Source organism: Amycolatopsis sp. NPDC059657 (assembly GCF_042734395.1).
Lineage (GTDB): Bacteria > Actinomycetota > Actinomycetes > Mycobacteriales > Pseudonocardiaceae > Amycolatopsis.
Genome location: NZ_JBHWEB010000007.1, coordinates 22298 through 35605, shown reverse-complemented (window position 1 = coordinate 35605; position 13308 = coordinate 22298). Strand labels below are relative to the sequence as shown.

12 protein-coding genes are annotated in these 13308 nt (G+C 67.2%); 7 read left to right on the top strand and 5 right to left on the bottom strand.

Going from position 1 to position 13308, the window contains the following annotated elements:
* Nucleotides 1–171: 171 nt before the first annotated feature.
* Nucleotides 172–2511, bottom strand: coding sequence for a SulP family inorganic anion transporter (locus ACFV15_RS05830; protein WP_378348990.1), 2340 nt, complete (start codon nt 2509–2511; stop codon nt 172–174).
* 384 nt (nt 2512–2895) lie between these two features.
* Between ACFV15_RS05830 and ACFV15_RS05825 the strand changes: the two genes are divergently transcribed.
* The 5 genes from ACFV15_RS05825 to ACFV15_RS05805 all read left to right on the top strand — a co-directional run bounded on the left by ACFV15_RS05825 (nt 2896) and on the right by ACFV15_RS05805 (nt 8222).
* Entirely contained in the window at nt 2896–3258 is a 363-nt protein-coding gene (locus tag ACFV15_RS05825) for a hypothetical protein (RefSeq protein WP_378348989.1), read from the top strand.
* Between the two features lie 107 nt (nt 3259–3365).
* Nucleotides 3366–3704: a hypothetical protein gene (locus ACFV15_RS05820; RefSeq protein ID WP_378348988.1), complete on the top strand. Its 339-nt coding sequence runs from the start codon at nt 3366–3368 to the stop codon at nt 3702–3704.
* A 158-nt stretch (nt 3705–3862) separates the two neighbouring features.
* Nucleotides 3863–5335 (top strand): alpha/beta fold hydrolase, encoded by a 1473-nt coding sequence (locus ACFV15_RS05815; protein ID WP_378348987.1) that lies wholly within the window; start codon nt 3863–3865, stop codon nt 5333–5335.
* Between the two features lie 11 nt (nt 5336–5346).
* Entirely contained in the window at nt 5347–6165 is an 819-nt protein-coding gene (locus ACFV15_RS05810) for a trypsin-like serine peptidase (RefSeq protein ID WP_378348986.1), read from the top strand.
* Between the two features lie 845 nt (nt 6166–7010).
* The gene (locus tag ACFV15_RS05805) at nt 7011–8222 is read left to right on the top strand and encodes an MFS transporter (RefSeq protein WP_378348985.1); all 1212 of its coding nucleotides are present in this window, start codon (nt 7011–7013) and stop codon (nt 8220–8222) included.
* Between the two features lie 71 nt (nt 8223–8293).
* On the opposite strand, the gene ACFV15_RS05800 is transcribed toward ACFV15_RS05805, so the two are convergent.
* Together ACFV15_RS05800 and ACFV15_RS05795 are read right to left on the bottom strand one after the other, a co-directional pair.
* Nucleotides 8294–9283 carry an anion permease gene (locus ACFV15_RS05800; RefSeq protein WP_378348984.1) on the bottom strand — a complete coding sequence of 330 codons (990 nt, stop codon included), beginning with the start codon at nt 9281–9283 and terminating at the stop codon, nt 8294–8296.
* A gap of 3 nt (nt 9284–9286) precedes the next feature.
* Nucleotides 9287–9907 (bottom strand): DUF47 domain-containing protein, encoded by a 621-nt coding sequence (locus tag ACFV15_RS05795; RefSeq protein WP_378348983.1) that lies wholly within the window; start codon nt 9905–9907, stop codon nt 9287–9289.
* Nucleotides 9908–10099: 192 nt separating this feature from the next.
* On the opposite strand from ACFV15_RS05795, the gene ACFV15_RS05790 reads away from it, so the two are divergent.
* The gene (locus ACFV15_RS05790) at nt 10100–10507 is read left to right on the top strand and encodes a hypothetical protein (protein ID WP_378348982.1); all 408 of its coding nucleotides are present in this window, start codon (nt 10100–10102) and stop codon (nt 10505–10507) included.
* A 2-nt stretch (nt 10508–10509) separates the two neighbouring features.
* Here the strand turns inward: ACFV15_RS05790 and ACFV15_RS05785 are convergent, their stop codons facing one another.
* Nucleotides 10510–11709, bottom strand: coding sequence for a peptidoglycan-binding protein (locus tag ACFV15_RS05785; protein ID WP_378348981.1), 1200 nt, complete (start codon nt 11707–11709; stop codon nt 10510–10512).
* 34 nt (nt 11710–11743) lie between these two features.
* Nucleotides 11744–12052 (bottom strand): hypothetical protein, encoded by a 309-nt coding sequence (locus ACFV15_RS05780; protein ID WP_378348980.1) that lies wholly within the window; start codon nt 12050–12052, stop codon nt 11744–11746.
* Nucleotides 12053–12355: 303 nt separating this feature from the next.
* On the opposite strand from ACFV15_RS05780, the gene ACFV15_RS05775 reads away from it, so the two are divergent.
* Nucleotides 12356–13189 (top strand): MarR family transcriptional regulator, encoded by an 834-nt coding sequence (locus ACFV15_RS05775; RefSeq protein ID WP_378348979.1) that lies wholly within the window; start codon nt 12356–12358, stop codon nt 13187–13189.
* Nucleotides 13190–13308 lie beyond the last annotated feature (119 nt).

Sequence of the window (13308 nt, the reverse complement as noted above, 5' to 3'; positions counted from 1 at the left end):
CGAGACCGTGACGATGCGGAGATCATCACCACCTCAACGTAAAGGGTTTCCAAAGACATCGTCAAGGTGACTTTTCACAAAAGAATCGTGGTCGAATCTCCCTGATCCAGGGGTCGCCAAAGCCGGGTCCGGGAGGTCCCCGAACCCGGCTTTCACACGATTACCGGAGCGCTAGAGCGCCGAACCGTTCGAAGGCATGACATGGCCGTTGATCGTCAGTGCCGCCACCGTCGCGTCCCTGCCACTCGGCACGGACCTGCCCGTCGAACTGAAGGAGCCGGTGCGGGCGTCGTAGAGATGCACCTGCGCGGCGCCGACATCGAAGTACATGCCGATCAGCTCGAGCTCGCCGAGCGCTTCGGCCTGCCGGACCACCGGGTACTCCCGCAGCCGGTCCAGCTGCTGCAGCACGTTGTGCAGCGCGAGCTGGTTCGGACCGATCGGTGTCTGCTCACCCTCGATGCCGATGTTCGCGTGCGACCGCGACCGCGTCAGGCTCGCTTCACCGTGACGCAGCCACGAAGCCAACGCCGGAGCTCCGGCGGGTGCTCCGTTCAGCAGCGCATTCATCGCACCGCAGGACGAATGTCCGCACACGACGATCTCGCGCACCTTCAGCACACCGACGGCGAATTCGACGGAGGCGCCGATCGAGGTGTCGATGCCATCGACGCTGCTCGCGTTGTCAGGCACCAGATTCCCGATGTTGCGCACGGTGAACAGGTCACCTGGCCCGCTCGTGGTGATCAGGTTGGGCACGATCCTGGCATCGCCGCAGGTGATGAACAGCGTCTGCGGCCGCTGCGAGTCGGCGAGCTTGCTCAGTGCGGGCTGCACCAGCTTCGAGGTCCGCCGCTGGAACTCCTCGGTGCCGCGGCGCATCGAGCTCTGCGCGGGCACGCTGACACCCGCCACCGAAGGCCCTTCCGACTGCTGCCAGTCCGACCACGGCGCGAACCAGCGAGGCACCACCGGATTCGCCTTCGACTTGTGCACGGTCGGCTCGCCTGCCCGTCCACGTTCGAACCACGGGTGACCGACCTCGTCGACGATCACGATCCCGCCGGTGTTCTCGTGCGCTTTCTGCCAGGTGGTCAGCGTGTCGAACGCGGCGTGGTCCATGTAGTCGACCACGAGCTCCAACGTCACCCTGCTGCCGCGGGGCAAACCGCCCAGCACCAAGGACAACCGGGGAATCGACAGCGCGGCGAGCGCACCCTCGACCACGACTCGCCAGCCGTCGCCGTCCGGCTCGGCGTGGATCCCGGACCACAGCAGGCGGCGCAGCATGAGCACGGCCGCGACCCCGATCCCGATCATCACCCCGGTCAGCAGGTCTATGCACACCACGCCGGCCAGCGTGATCAGGTAGACGGGCAGATCGCCGTGGCGCCGGACTTCCCGCACATGGGTGAGGTTCAGCAGCTTCGCGCCGACGTAGACCAGCAGTCCGGCCAAAGCGGCCAGTGGAATGTTGCGCAGCAGACCCGCGAAGGCCACGACGAACAGCAGGATCCACAAACCGTGCAGGATCCCGGACATCCTGGTCCGCGCGCCGGACTGGACGTTGGTCGAGCTGCGCACGATCACGCCGGTGACCGGCAGGCCGCCCAGCGCGCCGGAGGCCATGTTCGCCGCGCCCTGCCCAATGAGTTCACGGTTGAGGTCGGCGCGCTGTCCCTTGTGCATCTTGTCGGTCGCCACAGCCGAAAGCAGGCTCTCGACGCTGGCCACCAGTGCGATGGTCACCACCGCCATGCCGAACTGGGCCCAACCAGCTGAGGGGAACAGTGGCACGAAACGGATGTCGAGCAGGTTGGCGGGAGTCTCCACCTTCGCGACGTCCAGTCCGGTCGTCGCGGCCAGCACCGTCACCAGCAGCACCGCGGCGAGTGGCCCGGGAATCTTGCGAACCGCCGACGGCATCTTGCCCCACATCACCAGTACGACGATCGTGAGCACGCCGATCAGCACGGCGGGTTCGTGATTCTCGATGATCTGCTGAGGTAAGGCCTTGACGTTGGCGATCGGCGAGCTTTCCGGACCGCCGCCGAGAACCACATGAAGCTGGGCGAGCACGATCGTCACGCCGATACCGGCGAGCATGCCGTGCACGACCGCCGGCGAGATGGCCAGCGCCGCCCTCGCGATCCGGCTCAGTCCCAGCACCACCTGGAGGGCACCCGCCACCAGTGTGATCGCACAGGTCGTCTTCCAGCCGAACTGGTTGATGGTGTCGGCCATGATCACGGTCAGTCCCGCGGCGGGACCACTGACCTGAAGCACCGAACCACCGAGCGCGCCCGCGACGACACCACCGACGACCGCGGCGATCAGGCCCGCGACGATCGGCGCACCCGAGGCGAGTGCGATACCGAGCGACAACGGGACAGCGACGAGGAACACCACCAGCGACGCCGGAACGTCGTGGCGCAGGTTCTCCCGTAGCGACCGCCACCTGCCCGTACCCGGCGGTGGCGCGTGCTCCCGTTCGCTGGTCACCTTGCTCATTGCTTGATTCCTCCGTGATTGCTTTGGACACGTGGGTGCGCGTGGCCGGCCGCGGTGACGGCCACCACTTAATGAATACCGCAAAACCAAGCGAAGGTGTTCTATTAGTAAAGAAACTTCCCATTGTTCTTTACTAATGGGTCCCACTGGCTGAGCAGCGAATGTCACTCATCGGTGTTCGCGATGGGCAAAGTCGTCACGCAACGTAGTTGATCTTCATACGGTTGATCTTGTCAACCGCCTTTCGAGTGCACCCGACCACGACTTAAATAAAGCCGGGTACTGTGACCTTTACATCAAACTGTGCGTCCATGAGACCCGGCCACCGACTCGGACATTTCGGGTATAGTTCGCCGCACCGACTCGATCCAAGGGGGACATCGAATGCGTTGGGGGCACCTGGCCGGCTCGGCCATGGCGGCAACAGTGCTGTGCGGGCTCACCGTCACCGGCACCGCGGTGGCAGGCAGTCCGAACTGCGAGGACTGGTGGACCGTCGACGACACGGCCCGGACCGTGTTCACCGACAGCACCAAGTCCGTGAAGTTCTGGGGACACCGCAGTTGCGGCGGAACCGCACCCCAGTTCTGGTCAGCGCCCTATCGCCCGGACGAGCCGGGCGACTATTCCTGGGAGAGCGTCAAAGCCTTGCACGGCAACGATCCCGGGGCCGTCGCCTACGGCTTCGAGCTGCGCCGCCAATCACAGGGCTGGGTCGCCGTGGGATTCGCCGCCAGCCACGGCTGACACCCTGGCCGCTTTTGGACTAGTGCGTGTCTCCAAAAATTTGGCCTGGTGGTAGGTGGTAATCGGCCGGTGTTCGTTCTCATGCGATCCCGGACGAGTTGTGGAAGTTGGTCGCGCTGCTGATGTCGTCGCGGGAAGGCTCGCGTGGCAAGCCGCTCGCTGATCATCGCCCGATCCCGGAAGGGATCGCCTGGAGCCACGCGTTGGCCGACGCCGCCTGTGACCCGGCCGCGGTGCGACTGACCGCCGACATGGTCAGCTACCTGGACTCGACCTGCGCCGAAGGTAACGGGGGGCGTCAGCCGCGTGGACTCCTTGATCGCGGCCCTGTCGGTGCCATGCTTGTCGGTGGCGCAGCGGAGGGCCTCGCCATGTCGGTCGCATTTCGCACAGTCGCGGAATTCCGCGCTGGCTTGCCGGAGGTGAGGGGCACCTGCCAGAGGTAAGGGCGCTCCGTGCCGTTGGTAAAGATCGGCTGCTTACGGGCGTCGCTGATTCTGTATGCCGCGTTGATTGCACGGTCATGTGCAATCAACGCGGCTCTGTTACCGTCTGCGTACAATTTCGCGAAAAAGTCCAGACATGGCGTTCTTAGGCTGCCGCCATGAAAAAGTCGATCTCGGCGGTCGTGCTGGCGGGTGGCCTTGCCTTCGCGCAGGCTGCTCCGGCATCCGCTGCCACCAGTGGTGGAGAACTCACTTGGTCGTTGTGCGCTACGACGGCGAAAGACTGGCCGGCCGCCGACAAGGTGACCGAATGCGCCATGCTGGAGGTGCCTCTGGACTACGCGAATCCGGGTGGTCGCCAGATCCACGTCGCCGTCGCCAGGCAGAAGGCGACTGATCCTGCGAAACGCCGAGGTGCCCTGTTCTACGCCGGCGGTGGCCCGGGCAATTCCCTTCCGTCGTTCCCGTTGTGGTTCGACGCCGGTCCGCTGAGCACACTGACCACCGATCACGACGTCATCGTCGTCGACGTGCGGGGTACCGGGTACAGCGACAAGGTCAGGTGTGGCTTCCCGCCTCCGACGGTTCTTCCGCCGCTCAGCCCGCTGAAGGAGAGGCTGAAGGCCAAGTTCGATGACTATGCCGTGGAAAACCGGGAATGTGTGGCACACGACCCCGACTTCTTCGAGAACTTGACCTCCGTGAACATCGCCCGCGACTTCGACCGGCTGCGTGGCGCGCTGGGAGAGGAGAAGGTCAGCTTCTACGGGGTGTCCTACGGCACTGCGGTCGGCCTTCGCTACCGCGGATTGTTCGATGACCGGGTGCGGGCCATGTGGCTGGACTCCACGGTGGCGCCGGTGCTGGACGGCCTCGCCGTCGAGCGATCGTACGACGAGCTCGACGAAGCGCGTTTCGTTTCATTCGCTCAATGGCTGGCCGGGCACGACAACGAGTTCCACTTCGGTGTGAGCCCGGAAGCGGTCAAGGCATCCTTGCTCGCACTGGCCGATCAGCTCACCAGAGAACCCCGGGCAGGCGGTGGTCGGGTCGTGCTCGACGGTGACTGGTTGCGCCGGCAACTAGGTGCCCACCGGCAAGCCTGGGCGTCCGTCGCACGTGACATCGCCACCGTGCGCGACGGCGGCGTGCCGCATTCGATCGTTCCGGCTCCGGCTCCGGCTCCGGCTCCGGCTCCGGCTCCGGTGCGGACGGCAGGCTGGGACTCGGTTCCCCAGGGGGGAGCCGCCTACGACGCGCTCATGTGCAATGAAGGCAACGACATTCCCGACTTCGACCGGATCTGGACCGACCGCACGAACCGCGTGCGTGAATTTCCGATGACCGGCGGGCGGGTGGAGGAAAGCCTGTACTGCGCGGGCTGGCCATTCCCCGCGCGCCGGTGGGAACCCGTGCGCGGTGAGAGTCCACTGCAGCTTTCCGGACATCTCACGGAAGACGTCACGCCGTATGCCTGGTCCGTCGCGGCGCGAGACGCGACCGGAGGGACCCTGCTGACCATCCGCGACCGTGCACACGGGTCGTTCCCGCGCAATCCCTGCTCCTCGAAGGCTGTCGACTTTTTCCGTACAGGCGCGCTCAGCGGCGGCTCGTGCGCGGGCTTGGACTGAAGGGACCGATGATGAACATTCTCCTGCGCGCAAGCGCGGCAGTCGGCGCCGCTTGCCTGGGGCTCGCCCTGTTCGCACCGGCTGCCGGCGCGACGGGCACCGGTCTGGCGGGCGTACTCAAGATCGGCGGCTGCTCCGGGTCCTTGATCCGGCTGCCGGACTCCGCGCCGGGCGACCGCGCGCTGGCGCTGACCAACGGGCACTGCTACGAGGGCGCCAAGCCTGTCGCGGACGAGGTGCTGGTGAACCGCCCGTCCGAGCGTCTGGCCGCACTGCTCGATGACAAGGGCGGGACCGTGGCGACCCTGCAGGCGACCAAAGCGTTGTACGTCACCATGACCGGCACCGACATGGCGTTGTACGAGCTGAAGCAGACCTACCGGCAGATCGAGGCGGAGCACGGGGCCCGCCCGTTCACGATCACCACGGGGCGGCCCGCGGTGGGCACCGCCATCCGGATCGTCTCCGGCGGGCTCAAGAAGGTCTACGAGTGCGACATCGACCGGCTCGTCTACCGGGTACTCGAGACCGGCAACGTCACCAAGGACGTGATCCGCTACACCCAGGCCTGCGACACCGGACCTGGCAGCTCCGGTTCGCCGATGCTCGACCGGACGAGCGGCGAGCTCGTCGGCCTCAACAACACGAGCAACCGTGCCGGTGAGCAGTGCACGGTCAACAATCCCTGCGAGATGGACCGCGATGGCGTGATCACCGTGCACAAGGGGCGCGGTTACGGCACTCAGGTGTACTGGCTCACCACCTGCTTCGACGGGCACAGCCGGCTGAACCTGGCCAAGAAGGGCTGCCTGCTGCCCAAGCCCGCGTAAAGGCAGAAGGGGCGTGAGTGTTTGGAATGGTTAGAACCGCCATCATCGTGCGTCATCGCCAGCGTGTCGGCGGCGTCGCCGGGTGACCTCGAACAGGGCCTGGAGCTGGGGATCGGGTGCTCAGCGTTTTCGTTCTGACTGGCGGGCGGCGGCTCGGGCAGCTACCTGATCAAGGTCTGCGGCCGGGAGAGCGCGACGCTCATGGCTGAACACGCGGTCGGCTCGTTTTAGTTCCTGATCACCACTTGGGCCGCCGTCAGCCAGGACGGCGTGACGGGCGCGCAACCCGCACAACGCCTTCGACGCCGCCTTGGTCGCCGCTGCGCTGCTGCGGCCAAGACGGTGGTCGACGCGGCGATGGCCCGGCGCGGCGTGCCCAACAACTGTGGTGGTGGCACGGACAACGGACCGAGCGGAGGCGGCTTCGGTGTCGACCAGCTCGAACCTCGCCGGCTACGCGGGTGGTGTCAGCCTATTGAATTGAACGACTCGCTGTTCGCTTCCAGCGGCAGATGACATGTTCCGCGCCTAATGAATGCGCGTGACTTTTGATCCCCGCGGGTGCAGTTTGATGCGGCATGGCCGCCGAAGTCGGCAGGAAGTTGCATGATCTGGTTCGTGAAAATCGACTAGGCTCTCGACGGGTATGCGGCCGTTTCACGATTTGGATGCCAAAAGAAATCACCGTCGCATTCTCTGCGAACGGATCGATTCGAGAATCAGGTAGGTGTTTGCGTCATGTCTGCGACGAGGAAGAACCCGGTTCGTCCGGCGGTGAAGTGAAGCTGAATACCTTGGCCGTCCCGGGCGCACGCCTGAGGTACCTTGTGTGCGGCTCCGGTCCTGTGCTGCTGCTGATCCCTGGCGGGCCATCGGGTATGGCGGCTTACGAAGATGTCGTGCCGCTGCTCGCCGAGCATTACACCGTGCTCACCTATGACCCGCGTGGCCTGTCGGAGTCCACTTTGGATGATCCGGATCGCGACATCGCGGTGGAGACGCAGGCTGACGACGCGCACCGGGTGCTGCGCGCGGTGACGGGTGAGCCCGCGTCCGTGTTCGCCAACAGCGGTGGCTCCAACACCGGTCTGGTGCTCGCCACGACACATCCCGGGCAGGTCCGCGCCGTCGTCGTGCATGAGCCGCCTATTCCCGAGCTGTTCCCCGACGCCCCGGTGCACCGGGCGCGGTACGCCGGCATCTACCGGACCGCGCGAACGGACGGTGTCAGCGCGGCATTGGGGAAGTTCCTGCCACTGGCCGGGTTTAACGTGCCGGAGGATCCGGACGAGCTGGCACTGGCGGGGGTGGCGGCGACGCTGAAGAACCTGGAATCCTTTTTGGGGCGGCCGAACCTGGAGATCTTCTTCGGACCGATGTGGCGTCCGCTTGCCCGGTACGCACCTGATCTGGCCGCGTTGCGTGCCTTGGGGGAGCGGGCCGCGGCCGGCTCGGCCGTGATGGTGAACACCGTCAACTACGTGCGCGATTCCCTCGGCCGGTCGCAGGCCGATGTCGCGTTGCTGCTGGCAGGCAACGGCGTCGGGACGATCGTGGTCGCGCTGGTTGTGCCGCGGGTCCTGGATCGGGTCCGCGAACGCGACGTGATGCTGGCCGGAGCCTGCGTGCTGATCGCGGGCATGTTCGGCGCCATCGGTTTGTCCACTGTGGATACAGGTGGGTGGCGGTGGACGGTGGCGGTGGTGGTGTGGGCGGTGATCGGGTCGGGCACCGGGCTTGTCCTGACGCCGGTCGGGCGAGTGCTGCGCCGCTCCAGCAAGGCGGCGGACCGCCCCGCGATCTTCGCCGCGCAGTTCTCGCTGTCACACGCGTGCTGGTTGCTGGCGTATCCGATCGCGGGCTGGCTGGGCACCGGCATCGGGTTCACCCCGGCCTGGATCGTGCTCGGCGTACTGGCGCTGGCCGGGATCGCCTTCGCGGTGCGGTACTGGCCGCGGCACGACCCCGAGGTCGTCATCGACCACCGCGGCCAGCCGCTGAGCCCGGGGCGCGGTGCGGCGAAGGCGATCCCGGCGGCTCGGCGTCCGGCGGGCTGAGGTGCCGGGCATGTCAGTACAGCTCGAGAGCCGCGATCGCGGCCTGCACGACCCGTCGTCCCGGCTCGTGCTCAGAACAGCCTGGTGACGCTGTAGACGAGCGCGGCCACAGCGGCGGCGGCCGGGAGCGTGAGCACCCAGGCGGTGATGATGTTCCCCGCGACCGCCCAGCGGACCGCCGATCGGCGCCGGGTCGCGCCGACGCCCATGATCGCCGAGGTGATCACATGCGTGGTGGAGATCGGCGCGGCGAAGACGAACGCGGTGAAGTACAGGACGGAGGCGCCGGAGACCTCGGCGGCGAACCCGTGCGGCGGGGTGAGCGGGAAGATGCGCCTGCCGAGGGTGCGCATGATCCGCAGCCCGCCGGCGGAGGTGCCGAGCGCGAGTGCGAGCGCGCAGGACAGGATCACCCAGAACGGCACCGAGAAGTCGGTCTGGTGCCCGGTGATCACCAGGCCGAGGACGATGATGCCCATGCTCTTCTGCGCGTCCTGCAGGCCGTGGCCGAAGGCGAGGCTGGCCGAGGAGAAGATCTGCGCACGGCGCATGCCGCGGTTGGCCTTGTGCGCGTCGGCGGACTTCAGCAGCCACAGCATCGCCGTCATCAGGAAGTAGCCGAGCAGCAGCCCGACCGCGGGCGAGACCACCATGGGGATCAGCACCTTGGTGAGCACGCCGTTCCACTGGACGGTGGTGGCCGAGGCGAGCGCCGCGCCGACCAGCCCGCCGATCAGCGCGTGCGACGAGGAGGACGGCAGGCCGAAGTACCAGGTGATGAGGTTCCAGGTGATCGCGCCGATCACCGCGGCGATGATCACCATCAGCCCGCCGCCTGCCGTGGGAGTGGCGATCACACCCTTGGCGACGGTGACCGCGACACCGGTGCCCGCGAGCGCGCCCAGCAGGTTCATCACGCCGGCCAGCAGCAGCGCGCCGCGCAGTGAGAGCGCCTTGGTCGAGACGGCCGAAGCGATCGCGTTGGCGGCGTCGTGGAAGCCGTTGGTGAAGTCGAAGGTCAGCGCGAGTACGACCAGGACCACCAAGCCCGTTGAGAGCATGTGTCAGGATTCCTTGACCGCGATCGTGTGGATCACATCGGCGACGTGCTCGAAGGCGTCGGCCGCGGATTCCAGCTGGTCGACGACCTCCTTGAGCTTAAGCACGGTCAGCGTGTCGATCTCGCCGCTGAACAGCCACGACAGCAGCCGCCGGTACACCTGGTCGGCTTGGTTCTCCAGCTCGTTGACCTGCACCCAGTACTCGTTCAGGCTGGCGGGCTTGGCCAGTTTCGGCATGGCTTCGACGGTCAGCTTCGCGCACTGGGCGAGCAGGTCCACCTGGGCGCGCACCCCGTCGGGCAGCTCGCCGAGCTGGTAGAGCGTGGCGAGGTCGACGGCGGCGTCGATGTAGTCGACCACGTCGTCCATGCGGCCGGCGAGCCGGTAGATGTCCTCCCGGTCGAACGGCGTGATGAACGAGCGGTTGAGCTCCTCGAAGATGGTGTGGGTGGTCTGGTCGGCGTCGTGCTCGACGTCGTGCATCCGCTTCGCCAGCTCTTTGTGCCGTTCGGGCGGCGCGGCGACGAACTCGCCCAGCACGCCAACGCAGGCGCTGATGTTGCTGCTGGCCTGGGTGAACAGGTCGAAGAACTTGGTGTTCCGGGGCTGCAGCCGCAAACGCATGAAGTTCCTTCCTCGCCGCTACTGCCGTGGACGGTAGGTCACGCGGACCGTACCGGCAGCGCTGATCGCCCTGATGAGAGGGAGCTGGATCAGGCGAGTGGCCGCGCGTTCCCGAAGCCAGGACTGGGCGCGATCGGAGCGGTAGCATCACCGAGGCCAGGTGAATCGCTGCTCTTGGGAGGTAGCCCGAACATGTACAGCCCGTCCGCACGATCCGTCCCGGAACCGCTGAGCCCAGGGGACCCGGTACGCGAAGCGGTGCTCCAAGCCGCCATCGCACGGCTCGACGAGTCGTTCGGCGATCGTGTCCAGGTGGCGGTGGAGCAGCTCAACCGCGTCGGATCCTGGGTGTTCCTGCACGGCAGGATGCACGGCGTCGAAGGCGGCCGCCCCTACTACGCGGGCACCGTCTACGAGTCACGCAGGCTCGACGGCGTGATGTCGGACGCCTACGCCGTCCTGCTCAAGAAGACCGAGCAGGGGAGGCCCGACGACGCGCGGTCCTGGCGCTTGTCCGACTACGCCATCGGCCCGACCGATGTCGCTTGGCTGGACTGGCCGGACAAGCACGAGGCACCGCGCGCGTTGTTCGGGTTCTAGTCTCAGCCCGGCGCCCTGAGGATCTTCACGAGGCCGCCGCCGCCACCCATGCTGACCTTCTGGGAACCGTCGGGGTTGACGTTGTTGGAGCCGATGAACTGACCGTCGCCCGCGTACAGCACCACGTGGTGGCCGCCGTTCGCGATCACCACGTCGCCGGGTTTCGCCTCGGAGAGCGGGATCGACACCCAGCCGTCCGCCTCGAGGTTGGCGGCGAGGCCTGCGACTGAGGCGCTGGCCTGGCTCTTGTCGATCAGGCCTGCCGCCTCCAGGCAGCCGGAAACGAAGTTCGCGCAGTTGACGTCGTTGGGCACCCATGACTGCATCGCGGGCAGCTCGCCGCTGCGCTTGAGGTCGCTGGCGTTGCGGCCGAGGAACTTCTCGGCGATCTTGGCCGGGTTGTCGCCGCGGGCGTCGATCGGCTTGGCCGGCCTTCCGTCGCCGGGCACCCCGGCGACCCCGCCGCCACCGCCGTGGTCGCCGCCTCCGCTCCCGTGGTTGCCGACGGGCGCGTGGTGGACGGTGGTGTCGACCGGCTTGGGCGCGGCGCTGCTCGCCGTCGTGCCTTCCTCAGCGGGCAGCAGCTCCAGGAAACCGCCCTCGATCTGCATGCCGAGCGGCTTGAGAAGGTCGTCGATCTGCTTCTCGGCGTCGTCGAGCGCCTGCTCGATCTCAGTCTTCTTGCCGTTGGAGTCCTTCTCGTTGAGCTTCCGGAGCCGCTCGATGTCGGACGCGGCGGCGGCGATCTCGTTCTCGTCGTCAGCGGTGTTGCGCCGCTGCCGGGCGGCGCCGATCAGCTTGCGGTTGTCCGCGTCCTTGTCGTTGGCTTCCTGGGCGAGCTGGGCGACCTTCTTCTTGACGTCGTCCAGGATCTCGGACACGCGCTGGAGGATGTTCTTGGCGGCCTCGGCCTTGTCGCTGACCTGATAGCTGGCCTTGCCCAGCTTTTCGAGGTGGTCGGCGACCGCGTCCGCGTCCTTGCCCTCCCAGTGGCGCAGCACGTCGTCGCGGAAGCGTTTGAGATCGTCTCCGAGATCGTTGGCATTGGTCGCGGCCACGCCGACCTTCGCGGCTTGGTCGTTGACCGCACGCGCGTCGAGCTTCTGTGCCTGCTGGGCGTGTGTGTCGATGGCGTCCATCGACTTCGGACGGTCATGTGCCGGATCGTCGAGCACATCCGGATTCCGTCGCGCCGTGGTCATCGGTCAAGCCCCCTGTTTCGCGTCCACATTCCGATCAATCCCGCTTGGCGCCGCGGAAGGTGTACGCACCTTCGTCCTCGTAGTTGTCGATGAGCCGCGCCGCGTCGGCCAGCGCCGCGGACGCGGCGTCGACGAGCTTCCCGGCGGCGGCCAGTTCGGCGTTCACACCCTTGTGGAACCCCTGCACCGTCTTGCCCGCATTGGCCGCGTTGCTCAGGTGGCCGAAAGCGCCACCGGGATCACCATTGCCCAGGTCCTTGCCGGTCGTGCTGATCCCGTCCTTGAGCCCGCCGACCTTCTTGGCCAGCTCGGCGATCTGCTCTGGATCGAATCGGCGAGCCATGAGTGATCCCTCCAGTCTCGGCGCCTGCGCCCCGTGCTTGTCCGACTTGCGCTGTTCTGCGAACAGCCTATGAGCTCACATCGACGTCTGCGCGGGTTTCCCGAAACGCGATGACCGTTCGTGTACACCGACGCACGCGGCGGCGTCTCGGTTCCGTGGGCGATCATACGAAAAAGGCCTCGAACCGGTGCACGCGACGCGGTCCGGAATTTCTTGAGGCTCGGGTGTCGAATCCCGGACGGGCCGTTCGTGGAGTAGGTGACCGGCCGCCACGAGGGCGCCACCACGAACACAGGGGATGAGATGTCGCACCAGGAACCCGTAGCCCGCCGCATGTACGACCTGATCGAGCCGATCGGCCTGGTGCCCTACCTGGTCGACGGATCGGACGACGACCTGATGGCACTGGGCCTGCGCAATCAGTGGGACGCCTACTTCGCGGGGCGGGCCGCGCCGTTCGGCCGTTCGATGCCCGCCGAGGTCGTCCACGCCGTCTTCTACAACTTCGCACCGGGTGAGGTGGCACGTCACCTCCCGCGGGTCTGGGAGCTGACCACGCCCGAAGCGGCGCTGGCCGCCCGCGAGCGGGGATGCGCCACGGCCTTGCGGCGGACGCTCGGAGACCTCGCCGACGGCCCCGGTGTCGTGCGTGCCGGGGACCTGCTGCTGAGGGCGGCGACCAGCGCGCCGGTGGAGGGGCGCGCGCTCTTCGCCGCGCTGCGGGCGCTCCCGGTGCCGGAGGAGCCCGTGGCCCGGCTGTGGCACGCGGCCACCCTGCTCCGCGAGCACCGCGGCGACGGCCACACGGTCGCTCTGGTGGCCGAGGGTGTCGGCGGGACGGAGTGCCACGTGCTGCACGCCCTGTCGGCGGACATGCCGGCCGCGGAATTCGGCCGTGTGCACCATCTCCCCGCCGCGCAGCTGGCCGCGGTCATCGACGGCATGCGCGCCCGCGGCCTCGTCGGGGACGACGGCCGGCTCACCGCTGAAGGGCGGGCCACGAAGGGACGCGTCGAGGCGCTGACCGACCGGCTCGCGGAGGCGCCGTACAACGCGCTGACCGCCGGCGAGCTCGACGGGATGGTCGCCGACCTCGAACCGATCTCGGCTGCCATCAAGGCTGTCTTGCCGTGGTGACGTAAACGGACCGTCGTGAGTGGTACGGCCGGGGTGGGAACGCCGGAGCCCCCACCCCAGCGGGGCTGTTATAAAAAAAAAAACCCCCCCCACCACCCCAGGCAGCGGTTGAGAGGTGT